The following is an 18,157-nucleotide window of genomic DNA, read 5'->3' as shown; positions in this document are numbered from 1 at the left end:
GCGTCGGTCGTCGCGGACCCAGGTGCCGCCGCCGCTCACGCTCCCATGGCTGTTCTCGCGAGGGTTGCCGAAGGTCCACCCACGGTTTCCAATTTGTCCAATACGGCGGCGCGCGCGGACGACAGACTCGGCGCATGAAGATCATCCGCAAGATCATCCTCATCCTGGTCATCTTCTCCCTCGGAGGCTGCATGTCCCAAACCACGGAACCGACCCCGGACACGGGGGGCCCCAATGCCACCTTGGCCGTCGTCCGCTACCAAGTCACGGACGTCGATCGCGCCGTTCTCTTCTACACCGAGCGGCTCGGCTTCGCGCTCGACATGCAGTCCGGCACGGAGTTCGCGGCGGTCTCGCGCGGCGACCTGCGCTTGCTCCTGAGCGGACCCGGCAGCTCCGGCGCGCGTCCGATGCCCGACGGCCGCGCTCAGGTCGCCGGCGGTTGGAACCGGGTCGTCCTCTATGTCGGCGACTTCGCCGCGCTCATCGATCGACTCCGTGCGGCAGGGACACCCTTCCGAAACGACATCGAACGCGGCGTGGGGGGCGCGCAGATCCAGATCGAAGATCCGGACGGCAACCCGGTCGAGCTCCACGAGGCATCGGCGGAATCGGCCTCGACCGCGGGAGGTCCCAATGCCACCTCGGCAGTCGTCCGCTATCAGGTCACGGACGTCGATCGCGCGGTTCTCTTCTACACCGAGCGGCTCGGCTTCGCGCTCGACATGCAGTCCGGCACGGAGTTCGCGGCGGTCTCGCGCGGCGACCTGCGCTTGCTCCTGAGCGGACCCGGCAGCTCCGGCGCGCGCCCGATGCCCGACGGCCGCGCTCAGGCCGCCGGCGGTTGGAACCGCGTCGTCCTCTACGTCGACGACCTCGCCGCGCTCATCGATCGACTCCGTGCGGCCGAGACACCCTTCCGGAACGACATCGAGCGCGGCGTGGGGGGCGCGCAGATTCAGATCGACGATCCGGACGGCAACCCGGTCGAGCTTCACGAGGCATCGGCGGGTTAGCAGCCCCGCAACATGGGAACTGACCCGGCACCACGGCCGGGTCAGCCGGTCAGCGGCTGCGGTTGGATCGAGCCAGCGCCAGCCGACCGAGGACCATGCCGATCAGCCCCAGCACCAGGGCCACGATGGCCCCGGCTCGCCCGTTGCCGGTGCCGATACCACCGGTGGAGGTGGCCAGGTGCAGCCCGGCGAGGACGATGCCGATCAGCCCCAGCACCAGGGCGACGATGGCCCCGTCTCGCCCGTTGCCGGTGCGACCGCCGGAGCGGGCCAGAGCCAGCCCGCCGATGACCACACCGATCAGCCCCACCACCGCGGCCACGGTGGCCCCGGCTCGCCCGGAGCCGGTGCCGATAACACCTTGCGCGGCCGCCGGTGCGGCAAGCCCGACCCCCGCGAGCAGGGCGGCTGCCGCGGCGGCGGCTCGGATCCGCGATCGGGCCCCGATCACCCTGACGGTCTCGCGTGGCCGTGCGTCCGTCTGCGGATTCCCAGGATCGCCGACCTCTGTGTCAACTTGGACCAAGCATTGCGTCATGACCCACGTCTACCGCCGGCGGGCAACCCGGTCTTGGACGAATTGGAAGTGGCCGGTCGCGTTGCGGTGCGTCCCGGCGTCCCGCCGATCCTTCACAGTCACCGGGTCAGGGCACCTCGAGGCCGCGCGCGTTGCCGGTCCCTTCCGCGCGCCTCATCCGGCGCGGCCAACGCGGCGATGGCGATGTGGTGCAGCTTGACGTGCTCGCCGGAGGACTGGGCGATGAGCGCGGTCGGCGAATTGCCGGAGAGGGCCACGAACTCGCGGATCAGGTGCGACTGATCGCAGAACCCCGACTCGGCAGCGAGCCGGGCCCAGTCCGGATCGCGCTCCCTCTCGGCTCGCGAAAGCGCCCGCCGAAAGCGTGTGATCCGAGCGAAGGCCTTCGGGGCGAGGCCGGTCTCGGCGGTGAACACGTCGATGAGGCGGCGGTGGCTGATGCCGAGCGTGGCCGCGACGTCGGCGACGCGCCTTTCGCCTCCCTCGAGCGCCGCGATCGCGTGCGGCACCAGGGGATGACCGGGGCGCGCAGCCGAAAGGCGGTCGAGCAACGCGCGCTCGAGCAGCGCGAAGCGAGCGCGCGGATCCGGCGCCGCGCACAGGCGCTCGCGGAGCTCCGCCGCCCGCCGCCCCCACAGGTCCGCGAGGTCGGCGTGCATGTCGGTCAGCGCGCCGGGCGGCGCGCCGAGGAACGGCCACGCGCCGCCGGGGCGGAACTGGACCCCGACCATCGACGCGTGCTCGCGTGTGTCGACGCCGAAGGAGGCCTGGTACGCGCCCGATACGGCGGCACCGGCGTGGCGGCGAAGGGTGGGGCCGTCGTAGATGCGAAGCTCGTCCTCGTCGAGGTTGACGACCAGCTGGAGGGTACCGGAGGGCAGGATGCGCTCGGCCGCGTGGGGCGGCGCAGCCGAAAGGTACCAGAGCTCGGCGACGTGCGCCGAGAGCGGCGGACCCGGCACGTGGCGGACATACAACACGAGGACATTGTGGCCGACGATCACGTCGCCGGCCACATCGCTGCGCGGCGCTCGCCTGCGTCGGTCTGTCGCTCGGCTCCGGCGCGCACGTCGGGTCGACCGTCGGCGGCCGGGGCATCGGCGGCCGGGGCGTCGGCGGCCGGGGGACCATCAAGGCACGCTTCAGGATTGTCGGCTCGCCGGTCGTGCTCTACGGCAGGGGGCCGAGCTTGACGAGATTGCGAGGACCGTCTACGCGCTTCGATAGGTTCTCAACGAAGGGCGGGACGAAATGATGAAACACTTGCGCAAGATGCTCGATTCCGAGGCGCCCGCGGCAACGCTCCTCATTCGCCTCTCGGTCGGGGCCGTCTTCTTGTCCGAAGGGATCCAGAAGTTCATGGTTCCAGCGGAGCTCGGCGCCGGACGGTTCGCCAAGATCGGCATTCCCTGGCCGGAAGTCATGGGACCTTTCGTCGGGGTGGTCGAGATCGTCTGCGGGGCGCTCGTGCTCGGGGGGCTACTGACCCGGTTCGCCGCCGCTCTGCTCGTCATCGACATGGTCGTGGCGCTGGTCTCGACAAAGCTCCCGATCCTGCTCGGCCGAGACATCCTCGGCTTCCACGTGCGCAAGCTGCCGCAATACGGCTTCTGGAGCATGGCCCACGAGGCGAGGACGGACTGGGCGATGCTGCTGGGCGCGTTTTTCCTCGTCCTCGTCGGCGCGGGGCGCTGGTCCCTCGACACGCGCTTGGCACGGCGCCGGAGCGCGCTCTGAAGAAGAGCTCCTCGACGCACACAGCGAGGATCCCTCCGTCTTCCGTCCTTCGTCTTCCGCCTTCCGTCTTCCGTCTTCCCTCTCGCGTGCGCGTGCGCGTGCGCGATTCCCTGGAGTCAGCGCGCACGCGCACGCGCACGGAGGACGAGCACGGAAGACGAAGGACGAGCACGGAAGACGAAGGACGAGCACGGAAGTCAGAAGACGTCTACATGAAGGCTACGCGAAAACCACGCTAGGTTGCCTCGTCCCCGAAGAGCACGTCCATCTCCAGCTCCACCTCCCCGAACGGCTCCGTCCTGACCCGCTCTCCGCGCTCGGCGGTGAGGATCAGCAAGTAACCCTCGGACGTCCACCGGTAGACGGTCAGCGTCTGGTCCTCCGGATCCACCATCCAGTAGTGCGGTACCCCGCATCGCTGATAGCCGCGCATCTTCTTCACCCGATCGAGGCGCGCGGTGGAGGGCGACAGCACCTCGGGGGCTCTGGCCGCAGCGGGCGGGCTGCCACAACTTCGCCACAACCTCTCCGCGTTCGTTCCTCGTCGCGGGCGCGGGCGCGCCTCGCGCGGGGGGTACTCCCAGCGAGGCGTGCGGCGGCACCGCGCAGGCCGAGCTTCCCGGGAGCGATCGCGCTCGGACGATCGCCAGAGGAGGCTCGGTCGAGCGTGCCGCGCAGCGCTCACCCCCACGGAGGTCCTGTGCAGGCGCAAGCTCCCTGTCTCCTCATCCCCCCATCCTCGACGGAGCCCCGCACGGACGCCGGCGCTCTCGAGCCCGCGGCGTCCCGGGTCGACACACCAGCGCCGCCCACGGCCGGCGCAGCCGTCGAGCCCGCGGCCGGCGCAGCCGCCGAGCGCGCGACCAGCGCAGCCGCCGGCGCGGCCGCCGCCGAGCCCGCGGCGCGCGCCGCACACCCCGGCTGGACGGCCTCTCTCCTCGCCGAGCGGCAGGCCGCGGATCTCCGCCAGGACCTCGCCAGGTTCGGCATCGGCGTCGGCCTCGCCGCGCTGTACGGTCTCGCGCTCGGCGCGCGGCAGGGCGGCGTGTCGCTCGTCCAGCACGCCGCCGGCGTCCCCGCGGCCATGGTCGCCGTCGCCTGCCTCGGCGTCCCCGCGCTGACGATCGTCCTCACCCTCTTCGACGCGCCGCTCGACCCCGCGCGCGCCCTGTCGGCCACGGCGCGCGCCGCCGCGGCGACCGGCCTCGTGCTCGGCGGCCTCGCGCCCGCCGCCGCGCTCTTCGTCGTCACGAGCGGGGCGCACGAGACGGCGGCGATCATGGGGCTCATCGGCCTGGCGGTCGCCGGCGTCATCGGCGTGCGCGTCCTGCTGCACGATCTCGGCGCCGTGCTCCGGCCCGATCGGGGCCCCCTCACCTGGTCCGGCACCACCGCGGCGCTCCTCGGGTTCGCCGGGTTCGCGGTCGCGCTCGCCCTGCGCGTCTGGTGGGGGACGCTCCCCATCCTGAAAGGGGGTGTCCTGTGAGCGCCGCCGTCGTGAGCCGCCTGCTCCGGGCGCCCGCCGAGGTCGCCGCCAGCTGCCGTGAAGACAGGGACATCCGCGCCATCGCGCTCGCGTCGCTCGGCGCCATCGCCCTCGGCTCCGCCGTGTTCGGCGGCGTGATCGGGAGCTTCCGCGGCAAGGAGCAGATCCTCTACGCGGCCGTGAAGGTGCCGCTCGCGATGCTGATCACGCTCGCGCTCTGCGCCCCGGCGTTCCACGCGCTCGCGGCGGTCCTCGGCCGCCCCTGGCCGATGCGGTCGATCATCGCCCTCGTCCTCGCGTCGGCGGGCCGCTCCTCGCTCGTGCTGCTCGCGTTCGCGCCCGTGCTCTGGCTGCTCATCGACCTGGGGCTCGGCTACCACGCCTCCTCGGTCGCCGCCTGGCTCGCCTACGCCGCCGCGGGCCTCGCCGCGCTCGGCGTGCTCGTGCGCGGCATCGGCGCGGGCCAGGGCCGCGGCCTCACCGCGGTCGCCTTCATGGCCGTGTTCTTCGCCGTCGGCGGGCAGGCCGCGTGGATGCTCCGGCCGTACCTCGGCCGGCCCAGCCAGAAGGAGATCCCGTTCGTGCGCGCCCGCGAGGGGAGCTTCTCCGACGCGCTCGTCAGGAGCTGCCGCTCCGCGCTCGGGATCTACGACGAGGATCCGCGCGCGCTCGAGAGGCTCCGCGAGCGCACCCCCGCGTCGCTGGACGGCCCCATCCCGGTCGACGACGACGCCGCGAGCGTCGGCCCGACGGAGGCGGCCCGATGAGCCTCCGTGACCTCTCGGTCCTGTACCTGCTCGCGGGCCTCGCGTGCGCCGTCGCGGTGTACCGCGCCTCGCGCGATCGCGGCGACGCGCGCCGCCGCGCCGCCCTCTCCGCGGCGCTCTGCGTGCCGCTCTGGCCCATCTGGGCCCCCGTCGCGCTCACCGCCGGCCACGGGGCGGCCAGCGAGCGGCCGGACGGCGACGCCGGCACCGCCGCCGCGCGCGTCCAGGGCGCGCTGCGCGAGGGGGTCAGCGCCTGCGCCGGCACGTCGTTCGAGGCGCTCCTGTCGCGCGACGCCGCCGCGCGCATCGAGGCCGAGGTGGCGCGCGCCGCCGCCCGCCACGCCGAGCTCGACGCGCTGCTCCGCCAGGGCGGCTTCGACGAGGCCGCCGCCGCGGCGCGCGTCGCCGAGATCGAGCGCGGCGGCGCGGGGGGGCGCGCGCTGGCGACGGCGCACCTCCACCTCGAGAACATCCGGCGCCTCCGGGCGATGCGCGACCGCGACGCCCGCGCCCTCGAGGAGCTCGCGGATCTCGTCCAGGCGCTGCGCACGCAGCTCGTCCTGGCGCGCTTCGCCGGATCCTCGGTCGAGGGCGTCGGTGGTATCGTGTCCGAGGTCTGGGCGCGCGTGGAGGGCCTCGGCGCGGCGATCGACGCGCACGGCGGCGCCGGATCAGAGGGACCGATCGCGACGTGAGCAAGCACATCCTGGTCGTCGACGATGAGGCGCGCATCCGCGAGGTCCTGCTCTACGCCCTGCAGAAGGAGGGCTACACCGTCACGGCGGTCGCCGACGGGCGCGCCGCGATCGAGGCGGCGGGGGCGGGGAGCGTGGACCTCGTGGTGCTCGACGTGATGCTCCCCGAGCTCGACGGCCTGGAGGTGTGCCGGCGGCTGCGCGCCGGGAGCAGGACGCCGATCCTCTTTCTGTCGGCGCGCGGCGACGAGGTCGACCGGATCGTCGGCCTCGAGCTCGGCGGCGACGATTACCTCGCCAAGCCCTTCTCGCCGCGCGAGCTCGTGGCGCGGGTGCGCGCGCTGCTCCGGCGGGCCGAGGCGCCGCCCCCCGCGCCGGCCGAGGCGCGCGCCGCGGTCCTCCGCCACGGCCCGATCGAGGTCGACACCGACCGCCACGAGGCCCGCTACCTCGGGCAGGCCGTGTCGCTCACCGCGACCGAGCTCGGCGTGCTCGGCGCGCTGCTCGAGCGGCCGGGCGTCGTGCTCTCGCGCGGCCAGCTCATGCAGCGCGCCTACCGCTACGACAACCTCATCACGGAGCGCACCATCGACACCCACGTTCGCCGGATTCGCGCCAAGTTCCGCGCCGTTGGCGGCGATCCGATCGCGACCGTCCACGGCGTCGGCTACAAGGTGCAGGGCGCGTAGCCGGGCCGCGCCATGCCGGGCCGACCGATGCGCGCGATGCGCCCGATGATCGAGCGCCTGCGCCGGGAGCTCGGCCGGATCCGCGTCCGGTTGCTCGTCGTCAACCTGGTGGTGCTGCTCGTGCCGGCGGCGGGGCTCGAGTTCGCGCGGATCTACGAGCGGCAGCTGCTCGGCTCGCTGGAGCGCGACATGGCGAACCAGGCGGCCCTGGTGGCGGCGATGCTCGCGTCGGGTCTCGACCGCGGGCTCGAGCTCGACGCGCCGGAGCACGGCGACGTGCTGACCCAGGCCGCGCGGCGCACGCGCACCCGCGTGCGGATCCTCGACGCGGCGGGCGCGGTGGTCGTCGACTCGCACGAGAACGGCCCGCCCGAGGGCCCGGAGCCGGCGGCGCCCGCGCTGCTCCCGGCGCGCTCCCGGGGCGGTTCGGGCGTCGGCCTCGGCGATCTCGAGGGCGGGGTACGGCCTTTCGGCAGGGACGCGCGCGAGCGCTGGCCCGAGGTCGCGGACCGCCCGGAGGTGCGCGACGCGCTCTCGGGGCGCCGCGGCGCGAGGACGCGCGTCCGGGAGCGGCAGCCGGCGGTCTTCCTGTTCCTGGCCGAGCCGATCCGCTGGGGCGGCGAGGTGCTGGGCGCCGTCTACGTGGTGCGATCGACGCAGCCGGTGCTCGTGGAGCTGCACCGGATCCGGTCGGGCCTGATCCAGGTCCTGTTGAGCGCGAGCCTGTTCACCGGCCTCGTGACGCTGGCGCTCGCGTGGTCGATCTCGAGGCCGCTCGGCAAGCTCTCGCGCGCGGCCAAGCGCATCGCGGCGGGCGAGCGCGACATCGAGGTGCCGGTCTCGGGGAGTGGCGAGATCCGCGAGCTCGGCGCGTCGTTCGCGGCGATGAACGAGCGGCTGGGGGCGCGCCTGCGGTACATCTCGGATTTCGCGGCCGACGTGGCGCACGAGTTCAAGTCGCCGCTCACGTCGATCCGTGGGGCGGCCGAGCTGCTCGACGAGGGGGCGGCGGACGATCCCGAGGCGCGGCGGCGCTTCTTGCGGAACATCGAGCTCGACGTGGCGCGGCTCGATCGGCTCGTGTCGCGGCTCCTGGAGCTGAGCCGCATCGAGGCCTCGAGCGAGGCGATGACGGTGCTCGACCTGGAGGCGCTCGTGGCGCGGGTGGTGGAGCGGTGCAGGGCCCGCGAGAGGCCGGTGGTGCTGCGGTACGAGATGTCGAGGCGGCTGCTGAGGGCGCGGCAGACGGACCTGGAGACGGCGCTGCTGAACCTCTTGGACAACGCGGTGAGGTTCTCGCCGCCGGGGGAGGCGGTGGTGGTGACCGTGGAGGGCGGGGAGGGCGGGAGGACGGCGAGGATCTCGGTGCGCGACCGGGGGCCCGGGGTGCCGGCGCAGCATCGGGCGCGGATCTTCGATCGGTTCTTCACGACCGACGAGAGCCGGAACGGGACGGGGCTAGGGCTCGCCATCGTGAAGAGCGTTGTCGAGGCGCACGGCGGGGCGGTGAGCGTGGAGAGCGCGCCGGGGGAGGGGGCGACGTTCGTGGTGGAGCTGCCGGTGAGGCAGTAGGGGGGGCACGGAGGGCTGCTCGTGCGGCTCGGTGGGACGGTCAGGGCGCTCGACGCTTCTCGTCGAGGGTCTCCTAATATCGATGTCGAGGGTATTCTCCGGGGCGCCCTGCGATGTTGCAGCCGTTATTCCCAAACGATGAACTCGACATGATGGTTTAACAACGCGTGCACTTTCTCAGCGAGCGCCATCGGACGGTTCGCGCACGCTCATGATCAGATCGATCGAGCTCTGCACCTGCGCCAGCCGCTCCGTGGGAGACAGGCTGAGCATCCAGCGGACGAGCGAGCGGTCTACCCCGTTCTCGTCGTAGGGGCTGTCGTCCCGCTCCTCGGCGGGAGCCTCCAGAGGTTCGGCCATGCTCCAAGCCTAGCACAGGGGGCCGGCAAGCTGCCCGCACGCTGCTTTGGCCCTCGAAGCGGCTACTCCGCCACGCGCTCGGGACGGTAGTACGTCAGCCCGCGCTGGCTCAGGACCACGAGCTCGTCCCCCACGAAGCACAGCTGCCCGAGGTCTTCCCGGGGGAGGTGCGCGCCTCCTTCGGTCGTCACGGCGCCGAGCAGCGCGCCGTCGCGCGACGAGTAGACGACCATCTGCTCGAAGAGCCCGGCGACCCAGATCTCCCCGGCGCGGTGCGCGACGCCCTGGCTGCGGACCTCGGGGCTCCCGGCGAGGAACCGCTGCTCGATGCCGCCGTTCTGCGTCGACACGCGATAGACGTGCCCGGTGGTGCTCGACAGCCACAGGTGCTGGCCATCGAACGACAGCCCGGTGGGGCCAAGCTCGGTGGGCGCCGAGAGCCTGCGGACGATGCGGCCGGTGTCCGGGTCGACCTGCACGAGCTCGTTCGTGGTGCCGGCGATCGCGATCCAGATCGCGCCGTCGACCCAGGCGATGCCGTGCGCGGACGTGCCCTGCGTGCCGATCAGCGCCGGCAGCGGGTGGGCGCGGAGCGGCGTGCTCGTCGCCTCGTCGAGCTCGTAGAGCACGTGCTGGACCTCGTTGCTCGAGAGGAGCCAGAGCCTGCGCCCATCGTGGGTGACGCCCACCGAGTTGCCCATCGCGGGGGCGACGTTCCGGCGCGGTACGATGCGGTAGACGGCGCGGAGGCTGCCGTCATGGCCCGGCCGATCCGCCCTCTAAAACGCGTGCGTCACGTTCACGGCCACGCTCCGCCCCACGACGGGAACGTCGAAGCCCCCGAATCCCGGCTCCGAGCGCCGCTGGTCGAGCAGGTTCTTGACCGACACGCTCGCACCCGTCTCCGAGCCATCGCCGAGCAGATCCGCGCGCACGCTCGAGATCGTGGCGTCGAACGTGGCATAGCCCGGCAACGCGTACGGCTCGCTGTCGTTGAGCAAGACGTTGCCCTGGGCTGCGCCTCGCGCGCTCACGAGCTTCGCGTGAACATTGATGTTGACGTGGGCCTCCGGGATCCGGACGTCCAGGCCGCCCAGCGCGAAGACGAACGGAACCAGCGGGAGCTCCGTATCCATCTCGTAGACCAGCTCCTCACCCTGCTCGGCGTGGGCGATACGGCCGTTCGCCGCGACGCTCACGTAAGGCGCGATCCGCTCGTGGGCCAGCCGCAGGCTCAGCTCGGCGCCCGCGTGCACCTCGTCGCCCTGGTTCTGCCCCACGAAGTTCGCGCCGTGCGACGTGAACTCGATACGATCCTTGATCTCCTGCACGTAGACGGCGGCCTCGAACAGGAACATCGCGAGCCCGCCGCTCACCACGACCTCGGCGGATCGCACCGCCTGCGGCCGGAGCGGCGGCGCGGACGGCAGCGTCTCGCTGCCGATCACGTTGTTGCTCCGCCCGAAGCCGGTCAAGCCGTAGAGGAGAACGGCCGACGGCGCCTGGTAGGACCGCCCCACGATCAGCTTGGTCACCAGGCTGTCGTGCCAGCGGTACGCCGCGGAGGCCCGCCAGGACGCCTGCGCGTCCCAGTGGTTGGGCTTGTCGAGCCGGACGTTCGCCGAGAGGTGGAGCCCCTCCAGCCACGGAGGCCGGCTCACCTGGATCTGCGCGAAGGCGCCGCTCGTCGAGAGCATCGCGGCGCGCAGATCCGCGCCGGAGACCAGGTCGACCTCGTCGCCGCTCGCGTGGCCGCCGACCTCGGCCCGGTAGATCTCCGTGTAATACAGCACGTCGGCGAGATCGACGATGGAGTCCGCCCCGCCGCTCACGGTGATCGCCTCGGACAGCGACGCGTCGACGCGCGCCCCCATCTGGAACGTGGTCGACGCGAAATTGCGGCGGAACGAGGTCGCGCGGACGCCCGTGAGGAACAGCTCCTCCTCCCGGGTCGGCGCGCCGCGCGAGACGCCCGCCGAGAGCTGCGTCGCGAGGCGCGGCGTCCACGCCTTGTCGTGATGGACGCTCGCCCACGCGTTCTGGAGCGAATGCCGGGAGGCGTGGGTGAGCGCGGAGTTGAGCTGGAACTCCCCCATGGAGTCGAGCCGCTGGACGCCCCCCTGGACCTTCAGGCTGCCCAGGGCGCCGGCCTCGACGCTCAGCTGGGCGTAGAAGCTCGAAGGCGCGGCGATGTCGTCCCGGCTCTCATCGGCGAACAGCGGCGCGTACGCCGGGAGCTCCGGGCGCTGCCCGGGGAACGTGCGCTCGATCCGGAGCCCCGAGCGATCCGTGCGGTCGAAGCCGTACGCGGCGAGGACGCCGAAGCCGCCCGCCGCCTGCTGCGCCAGGAGGGTCCCGCCGTAGCCAGGCTGCTCCGAGATCCAGTTGCCTCGCGCCGACAGCTCCGCCCCCGAGGCGCCGCCGCGGGCGTCTCGCGTGATGACGTTCACCGTGGCGAGGAACGCGTTGGCCCCGTACAGCGCCGATAAAGGCCCCTTGGCGATCTCGACGCGCTCGACGCACTCGATCGGAATGTACTCCGGCCCGAGGAGCGCCGTCAGATCGGGCTGGAAGATCACGGAGTGCCCGTTGATCATCACCTTGACGATCCGCGAGCCCGCGCGGAGCCCGCCGGTCACGCCCCGCACGCCGACCGAGGGGAGCACCAGGTCCTCGATCACGTAGAGCCCCGGGGTGTTCGCGAGCACCTCGGCGAGCGAGCGCCACCCGCGCGTCCTGATCTCTTCCTTGCCGATGACCACCAGGTTCGCGGCGGCGATCGAGCGATCCTCCGCCTCACCGCCGCTCGCGGTGACCACCTGGACATTGAGCAGCTCCTCCAGCGACATCTGCGCCAGGGCGTCCGTCCCCTGGATCGAGGTCGCCGCCGCCCGCGAAGGCGGACCGCCGACCGGCTGCGCGCCCGCGCCGCTCGCCGCGCCGCCCACGAGCGCCGCCACGCCCACCGCGACTCGAACCGGAACCGCGCGACGCCTCATGATCCCACCCCACGAGCTCGGGTTACCGGTTCCGGATGAGCGGACACCTGGGCTGCACGCAATCGAAGATGGCGATATCCCGGAACGACCGCTGCTCGATCGTCCAGTGCGCGACCTTCATGAGCACATCGCCCTGGGGATCGAAATCACAGCTGCCGGAGGCGCCCTCGTAGTTGATGGGCTCGCCCCGCGCGACCCGCGCGATCGCCTCCGCGAACCCAGCCTCGCCGGGGCGGACGACGGCCCCGGCGGGCGCGTTGATCTCGCTCAGCGCATCGCGGATCTGCGCCGGGGCCACGTCGGTCGGGTCATCGAGCCTCGCGGACGCGACCAGCGACGCCAGCATGAGCACGGCCGCAGCGTCGTAAGCGACCGCGTCGAACGCCCCGACCTCGACCGCGCCGGCCACCCCCAGCGCGTGGACGAACGCCTCGCCGGACGGCCCCGGCTCGAACAGCACCGGCGACGTCCCCTCCTGCCCGTCGGCGGCCCCCCCGAGCCCCTCGATCACCTGCGCGCGCCGGAACGTGTCATGGTGCAGCAGCGGAATGGGGGCGCTGTAGTTCTTCGTCACGTTGATGTTGTGACCGGAGTTGGACGCGTCGATGATGACGTCCGGGGGGCTCCGGCGCGCGGCCTCGCCGATCGTGTTGCCTTCCTCGTCGGTCAGCTCCGTGACGTCGTCGACGAGGCGATTGAGCTCGTCCGCGAAGTTGTAGTCCGTGGGCACGCCCCCGGTGCCGCTCGGCACATAGAAGATGCCCTCGATGACCGGCGCGGGCGCGTCGCGAGGGCGCACGGCCTCGGCGGCGGTGGCGAGGGCAGACACGTAGCCGACGCCAAAGGCGTTCTTCGTTCCGAGGACGGAGATCTTGAGGTGGTCCTTGTCGGCGATGCCCTTCCTCATGAGGATGTTCATGACCACCCGCGTCTGGGGCAAGGCGCTCATGGAGGTGCGGAACACCCACCCCTCCTCGTCGCGGCGCGCCGCCCGCACGAGCGGGTCCTCGCTCCGGTCGTCCGGGTTGTTCAGGAAGGGCGACGAGGCCGCCATCGACACGGTGGGGACGCCGATCCGCCGCGCAGGATCGGGGTCGTAGATCAGGCTCGCCACGCCCTCGGTGTTCGGGCTGGAGTCGAGCACGAGCGCCTTCGCCCCGCCCGAAACGAGCTCCTGCGCCAGCGAGGTGGCCAGCGATCTCGTGTTCTTGGAGTCCCGCAGCGCGAAGTCGAAGGCCAGGTCCTTGTAGCCCGCGCGCTGGAGCGCGACGTTCATCTGGTCCTGCGCCATCGCGATGGCCGAGTACCAGTTCGGGTTGGCGATGTCGCCGGTCCGGTCGACGATCCCCCCGAGCTGGAGGACGTTCTTCGCCCCGGGCTCCTCGCCCGAGCATCCTGCCAGGGCGGCGGCGATCATGAGGATCAACAGGTTCCGCATGGTGTCTCTTCAGCGCGTGACGCTGCTACGGAGCGTCGTCGGGATGCCGCCAAGCCTGGGGATGGTGACCCGGCGCACGGCCGTCCAGCGGTCGCTGTCACCCCCCCCCCAATGTCCCCCTAAGGACCCGATCTGTGCACATACACAGTTCATGGGCGCGCGGCAAGCGGTTTCCGTCCCACGCGCTGGGCGGCGAGCCCTCCGCAGGCTCGCGCGACGCCGCCTACAGCGGGGTGAACGTGCACGCCCCGCCGGCGCAGACGGCCCTGGACGCCAGGCACGCAGGCGTGCCGTAGGGGCAGCCCATCCGCCGGTGCTCGCGGCATACGGTCGCGTTGAGGTGGGAGATGACGCGCCTCATCTGCTGGACGCCTGCCCGGTGGATCACCTCGCCACAGGTGCCGCCGCAGTCGGTGCTCGTATCGACCATGACGCAATCGTTGTCGGTAGCGCATGCCCGGTGAGCGGCCCGGACGCGCTCCACCTGGCTGGATGCGTGGGCATGCCACCGCTGACAGGCCTGCCAATCCACCTCCCGCTCGTCCTCCGCGACTTCCATCGTGTCGGCGAAGCCCGCGATCACGAGCGAGAAGGAAGCCACGGCAAGTAGCGCAGCGGTCCCCAGGCGAATCCGGATCGTATTCATGCTGCCTCCATCGCGCGCGCGCTCGTCTTCGTCGGCAATGCGGGAGAATCGCGCGGGCGCTCGCTTGTCATGGAGCTCCATGCGTGGGAACGGGAGGCGTTCGACGCAGCGCTGCGCGAGCGCCTGACGAGCGACGCCGCCGCCGCGCGTGGCCGGTCGGGCCGACGCCCCGCTCCACGCGCTCACGGGCGCGCCGCTGCCGATGGGCGCGCTGGCGCACGCTTCCTCGCTCCCGCGCGGGTCGCGCGCCCTCCCCGCGGTGAGGCCCCTGGTGATCCGGCACGTGGAGCTCCATGAGAGATCAGGGCGTGGACACCGGGTCCAGAGGAGAGCTATGAAATTTCCGATCGCTCCTGGGTTGGGGTTGATGGTCCTGGTCGCCGGCATGACCGAAGCCGGACCGTCCCTGGCCATACCGAACCCGGCGTCGGTCTTCTGCGAGGAGGTCGGCGGGCGATTGATCATCGTCCGCGAGCCGGGTGGAGATGTCGGCGTCTGTCGTTTCTCCGACGGTTCCATCGTCGAGGAGTGGACGCTCTATCGCGCCGTGCGATCGCGCGAGGGGGGGAAGGCCCTGCGCGAATTCGTGAAATCCACGGCCGCGCCGCTCCCGGGGGCTCATGCCACCTGGGCTGAGCAGCGATGTGCTGGCTCCGGCGGGCAGGCGGAGACGTGGTCCAGCGTCGCTTCCCCCGCCGTGTCGGTGGCGATGTGCACGTTCGACGACAGAACCGCCATCGGCGCCTGGACGTTGTTCGGCGGGAGAGGCCGTTACCCGGTGCTCGCCGCGGTGCTCTCCCGCGGTCGCTGAAATCGCCTCCGCGCAGCCGCCGTTGGCCTTGGCCGCCGCGGCTACGCCGCGCCTCACGAGGCGGCGAGCGCGGCGCCTCCGGCAGCGCGTCCGCCGCGCCCCCTCCGCGCGCCCCCGACCCCCGGAAAGGTGGCGACTGCCGCCGGAGTTAGACGGATCGACCCTATGGCGCTGGACAGCATTTGGGCCTTGCGGCGCAGCGCCGATCCGTGAGATTGTCCGTGGGGGAGGACACAAAAGGCGACGAGCTAAACAGGCCTGATCCGGCCGCTTCGGTCGACCACTCGACCGATAGTTAGGCGAGCACGTCCTCGTCGTTCCCGGGTGGGCCGCCGCAAGAATCATGCATTCGCGGCAAGTACGACCAACTCGCACAAGCTGCCATCAGAGCCAAGCTCGCCAGCTTCCAGTGCGGGTACGTCCTCGCCCACGGCTCCGGATATTCCGGGGTGGCGCCACGACCAACTCGCTGAGCGTGCTTCGCAATCGGAAGGTTGGCGTCTGGGCGGTCCGGCCGGCGCCATTACCTGCCTTGGCTTCGCCATGCTCTTGGCTCGCCCAAGCTATCGTCCGCGTCCGTCACCCCAGACTCGCGGTTGTGATGCCCGCGGCTTGGACGACCATCCCGGCTTGACAGTTCATTGCTCGCGCAAGCCGGCGCGAGTTGGGCGAACGCTACCCGGGAGGCGCGCCCGACGGCGCGCCCCCGCGAAACATGGAGGTATGGATGGGAACGACAGCGTTTCGTTTGATACTCGATGCCACTATCGACTGCGCGAAGCGCAGCCTGCAAACGATGCCAGACTGCACGTACCGCGAGTATTGTTCGTGGATCCTGGACGCGGACGACCCGCTCCGGGACGGGTGGCTCCAGCTTGTCGGTGTCAACGGGCTGATCCGGCTGACCGTGGGCTTGCTCGACGGCATCGTTCGCGGCAATGAATGGGAGCGTCTCGCAGGCTACGCGGCCAGCATCAACGTTCAGCAGACGTACGAGGTCGTGTCGGACAACCTGGCGATCGGCCTCGCCCACCCGAGGGAAGGCGACGACCAATTCGCGACGCGGCGCGCGCTGCTGCGCGCGTTCGACGGCGCGATGATCGAGCGGCTCAAGGGCTCGCCGCGTTCCGCGCAGCAGCTGCTCCTACCCGTCGAGCCGATGGCGCGCCGCATCTCGGCGTTCGAGCAGAGCCTCAGCCCTGACAAGCATCGAGCGCTCACCGACGCCTTCCTGTACGAACGCGCCGGGGTGCCGCGCGAGGAGCTTGAGTATTCGCTGTGGCCGAGCCTGATCGCGAACGTCGAGACGACGTACGACCTCGCCAGGACGACCGCCTCCTGCCGCATGGGCGAGATGGTCACGCAGGGGCTGATCTCTCGCTACGAGGGGGTCGACAGCCTCCTGGAAGAGCCACGCATGACGTTCTCTGAGCGGCTGCGCGCGAGCACCGGTGCGATCATGGTCATCCCCACGCTGGCCTACTACGTGGCCGTGCTGGCCGAGATGATCAGGCCCAGCTCGGGGCTGTCGATCGCGATCGACGAGGGGCTCCTGACCAGCGCGTTGCATGACGCTGCCTTGCAGGTGCGGCTGCTCAACGACGTGGGCCCACGCCTCCTGGCGCAGACCGACGAGGAGCGCCGGGTCCTCATGGACAGCCTGAAGGCCAGCGCCGCCCGCTCTGACGCGCGGACGCTCGACGCGCTGCTGTTCGAGTCATTGAAAGAGTGGGCGCCGCTGTTCACACGTATACGAAAAGATGTCCTGCACAGGGAGTTCAACCTCTGCGTACACGACTACAGCACGGACGTCGCTGATGCGCTGCCGGTGTTCGAGGAGGAGCTCGCCTGCGCCGCGCGGGAGTACCACCGGTCTCGCGCTCGCCTGGCAAGCAGCACGACCGAGATCGACGCGCTGCTCGGCGACGCGGCGGTGGGCCGGCTCATCCGCCGCTTCGTCGAGTTCCACGAGACGCTCTACATGCGGGATTACGACGACCCGCTGGGTGAGTATGCCGTCTGAGCAGCCCGAAGGAGCAAGCACCGATGATCCATGTATATCCCCCCGGTCCGCGTGGTCGTCCTATCATCGGCTCGACCCTCGAATTCATGTACGCTTGCCTCCCGTTCGTCTCCGAGCTCGCTCGCTACGGCGACCTGACGCACTTCAAAATCGGGCCCATTGACGCGTACCTGCTGAACAGAGCGGAATACGTGCATGAGGCGCTCGTCAAGCGGGGGAACATCTTCTACAAGGACAGGCTGATGGAGCTCGCCAGCAAGAAGTTCCTCGGCGCGCCGCTCGTGCTGAGCAACGGCGAGTCGCGTCGCCGCAAGCGCAAGCTGCTCCAGCCCGCCTTCAACCACAGGCGGCTGGAGGGCCACATGGCGATCATGACGCGGCAGGCCGATCTGCTGATCGAGCGCTGGCGGCGCGCCGACAAGGTGGTCGCCGAACGCGAGATGATGGAGACCACGCTGAGCATCGTCTGCGAGGCGATCCTGGGCTCCGACGTATCGGAGCACATCGACGCGATCGCCGAGGCGATGACCCTCTTCCAGAAGACGCTCGCGCTCGAGCTGCGCGGGGCCATCGTCGTCCCCGACTGGCTGCCCATAAGGCACAAACGCGAGATGAAGCGCGCGATCCGGATCCTCGACAGCGTGGCCCGCCAGATGATCGCCGGGCGCCGCGAGCGAGGGGGAGACGGCGGTGATCTGCTCTCGATGCTGATCGACGCGACAGGCAACGACGGCGCATCGATGAGCGATGAGGACGTGCGCGACGAAGTGCTGGCCATACTCATGGCTGGGCACGAGACGACAGCAAACCTGCTCACGTGGGCGCTCTACCGGCTGGCGCGTTGTCCTGAAGTAGAAGAGAAGCTGCAGCGGGAGGTCGACGAGGTGCTGCAGGGCAGGACGCCCACGCTGGCCGACCTTCCGCGCCTCGGCTATCTCGACATGCTCGTGAAAGAGACGCTGCGCGTGTACCCGCCGCTCTGGCTCACCAGCCGCTCGCCCATCGAGGACGTCACGTTCGGCAACTACACGGTTCGCGCCGGCAGCATCGTGTTCATCTGCCCCTACCTGATCCACCGCGACCCGCGATACTTCGAGGCTCCTGAGCGGTTCCTCCCGGAGCGGTTCGAGATCGGCTACGAGAAGTCGCTCCCCCCGCTCGCTTACCTGCCGTTCGGCGCAGGGCCGACCGTCTGCATCGGCCAGCACTTTGCGACCATGGAGGCAAAGGTCGTCCTCGCGAGGATCGCGCAGAGCTACACGGTTCGTTTATCCCGGGATGGCGATATCACGCCGCGTGCCCCGGTGACGCTCCAACCGTCCAGGCCCGTCGAGTTGACGATCGCGAGACGACCGACGCGCAACTTCGCATAGACCAGGG

At 71.0% G+C, this 18,157-nt stretch carries 18 protein-coding genes; 10 read left to right on the top strand and 8 right to left on the bottom strand.

All coding sequences use genetic code 11. The features are described from left to right. Positions 1 to 134: 134 nt before the first annotated feature. A complete protein-coding gene (locus WMF33_RS29140) occupies positions 135 to 1,016 on the top strand; it encodes a VOC family protein (RefSeq protein ID WP_437331689.1) in 882 nt (293 codons plus the stop codon). Between the two features lie 49 nt (positions 1,017 to 1,065). On the opposite strand, the gene WMF33_RS29135 is transcribed toward WMF33_RS29140, so the two are convergent. Then, on the bottom strand, positions 1,066 to 1,554 hold the full coding sequence (locus tag WMF33_RS29135) for a DUF6223 family protein (protein WP_437331688.1): 489 nt from the start codon (positions 1,552 to 1,554) through the stop codon (positions 1,066 to 1,068). A gap of 98 nt (positions 1,555 to 1,652) precedes the next feature. Next, entirely contained in the window at positions 1,653 to 2,558 is a 906-nt protein-coding gene (locus WMF33_RS29130) for an AraC family transcriptional regulator (RefSeq protein ID WP_437331687.1), read from the bottom strand. Between the two features lie 250 nt (positions 2,559 to 2,808). On the opposite strand from WMF33_RS29130, the gene WMF33_RS29125 reads away from it, so the two are divergent. Continuing rightward, on the top strand, positions 2,809 to 3,291 hold the full coding sequence (locus WMF33_RS29125) for a DoxX family protein (RefSeq protein ID WP_437331686.1): 483 nt from the start codon (positions 2,809 to 2,811) through the stop codon (positions 3,289 to 3,291). A gap of 235 nt (positions 3,292 to 3,526) precedes the next feature. Here WMF33_RS29125 and WMF33_RS29120 read toward each other — a convergent pair whose 3' ends face one another. Further along, on the bottom strand, positions 3,527 to 3,976 hold the full coding sequence (locus WMF33_RS29120) for a Uma2 family endonuclease (protein ID WP_437331685.1): 450 nt from the start codon (positions 3,974 to 3,976) through the stop codon (positions 3,527 to 3,529). Positions 3,977 to 3,991: 15 nt separating this feature from the next. Between WMF33_RS29120 and WMF33_RS29115 the strand changes: the two genes are divergently transcribed. From WMF33_RS29115 to WMF33_RS29095, 5 genes are read left to right on the top strand one after another with little or no spacing between them, the layout of a single operon-like run. After that, positions 3,992 to 4,777, top strand: coding sequence for a hypothetical protein (locus tag WMF33_RS29115; protein WP_437331684.1), 786 nt, complete (start codon positions 3,992 to 3,994; stop codon positions 4,775 to 4,777). Further along, positions 4,774 to 5,544, top strand: a complete 771-nt coding sequence (locus WMF33_RS29110) for a hypothetical protein (protein ID WP_437331683.1) — start codon at positions 4,774 to 4,776, stop codon at positions 5,542 to 5,544. The genes WMF33_RS29115 and WMF33_RS29110 overlap by 4 nt, the downstream gene beginning before the upstream one ends. Continuing rightward, positions 5,541 to 6,239, top strand: a complete 699-nt coding sequence (locus WMF33_RS29105) for a hypothetical protein (RefSeq protein WP_437331682.1) — start codon at positions 5,541 to 5,543, stop codon at positions 6,237 to 6,239. Before WMF33_RS29110 ends, WMF33_RS29105 begins: the two co-directional genes overlap by 4 nt. Continuing rightward, positions 6,236 to 6,928 carry a response regulator gene (locus WMF33_RS29100; RefSeq protein WP_061625230.1) on the top strand — a complete coding sequence of 231 codons (693 nt, stop codon included), beginning with the start codon at positions 6,236 to 6,238 and terminating at the stop codon, positions 6,926 to 6,928. The genes WMF33_RS29105 and WMF33_RS29100 overlap by 4 nt, the downstream gene beginning before the upstream one ends. Before the next feature lie 36 nt (positions 6,929 to 6,964). Then, positions 6,965 to 8,500: an ATP-binding protein gene (locus tag WMF33_RS29095; RefSeq protein ID WP_437331681.1), complete on the top strand. Its 1,536-nt coding sequence runs from the start codon at positions 6,965 to 6,967 to the stop codon at positions 8,498 to 8,500. Positions 8,501 to 8,677: 177 nt separating this feature from the next. Here the strand turns inward: WMF33_RS29095 and WMF33_RS29090 are convergent, their stop codons facing one another. The 5 genes from WMF33_RS29090 to WMF33_RS29070 form a co-directional block, all read right to left on the bottom strand. Beyond that, positions 8,678 to 8,860 (bottom strand): hypothetical protein, encoded by a 183-nt coding sequence (locus tag WMF33_RS29090; RefSeq protein WP_061625228.1) that lies wholly within the window; start codon positions 8,858 to 8,860, stop codon positions 8,678 to 8,680. 62 nt (positions 8,861 to 8,922) lie between these two features. Further along, entirely contained in the window at positions 8,923 to 9,561 is a 639-nt protein-coding gene (locus WMF33_RS29085; protein WP_437331680.1) for a hypothetical protein, read from the bottom strand. 78 nt (positions 9,562 to 9,639) lie between these two features. Next, the gene (locus tag WMF33_RS29080; RefSeq protein WP_437331679.1) at positions 9,640 to 11,859 is read right to left on the bottom strand and encodes a TonB-dependent receptor plug domain-containing protein; all 2,220 of its coding nucleotides are present in this window, start codon (positions 11,857 to 11,859) and stop codon (positions 9,640 to 9,642) included. A gap of 22 nt (positions 11,860 to 11,881) precedes the next feature. Then, a complete protein-coding gene (locus WMF33_RS29075) occupies positions 11,882 to 13,297 on the bottom strand; it encodes a hypothetical protein (protein ID WP_437331678.1) in 1,416 nt (471 codons plus the stop codon). Between the two features lie 223 nt (positions 13,298 to 13,520). Next, positions 13,521 to 14,129 carry a hypothetical protein gene (locus tag WMF33_RS29070; protein WP_437331677.1) on the bottom strand — a complete coding sequence of 203 codons (609 nt, stop codon included), beginning with the start codon at positions 14,127 to 14,129 and terminating at the stop codon, positions 13,521 to 13,523. A 148-nt stretch (positions 14,130 to 14,277) separates the two neighbouring features. Between WMF33_RS29070 and WMF33_RS29065 the strand changes: the two genes are divergently transcribed. The 3 genes from WMF33_RS29065 (at position 14,278) to WMF33_RS29055 (ending at position 18,150) form a co-directional block, all read left to right on the top strand. Beyond that, the gene (locus WMF33_RS29065) at positions 14,278 to 14,754 is read left to right on the top strand and encodes a DUF333 domain-containing protein (RefSeq protein WP_437331676.1); all 477 of its coding nucleotides are present in this window, start codon (positions 14,278 to 14,280) and stop codon (positions 14,752 to 14,754) included. A 727-nt stretch (positions 14,755 to 15,481) separates the two neighbouring features. After that, positions 15,482 to 16,777 (top strand): hypothetical protein, encoded by a 1,296-nt coding sequence (locus WMF33_RS29060; RefSeq protein WP_437331675.1) that lies wholly within the window; start codon positions 15,482 to 15,484, stop codon positions 16,775 to 16,777. Positions 16,778 to 16,800: 23 nt separating this feature from the next. Then, positions 16,801 to 18,150, top strand: a complete 1,350-nt coding sequence (locus WMF33_RS29055; RefSeq protein WP_437331674.1) for a cytochrome P450 — start codon at positions 16,801 to 16,803, stop codon at positions 18,148 to 18,150. Positions 18,151 to 18,157 lie beyond the last annotated feature (7 nt).

It is taken from the genome of Sorangium sp. So ce394 (assembly GCF_051474665.1).
In the GTDB taxonomy this organism is placed as follows: domain Bacteria; phylum Myxococcota_A; class Polyangia; order Polyangiales; family Polyangiaceae; genus Sorangium; species Sorangium cellulosum_D.
The sequence above is the reverse complement of the archived record's forward strand: the minus strand, read 5'-3'. Positions and strand labels throughout refer to the sequence as shown.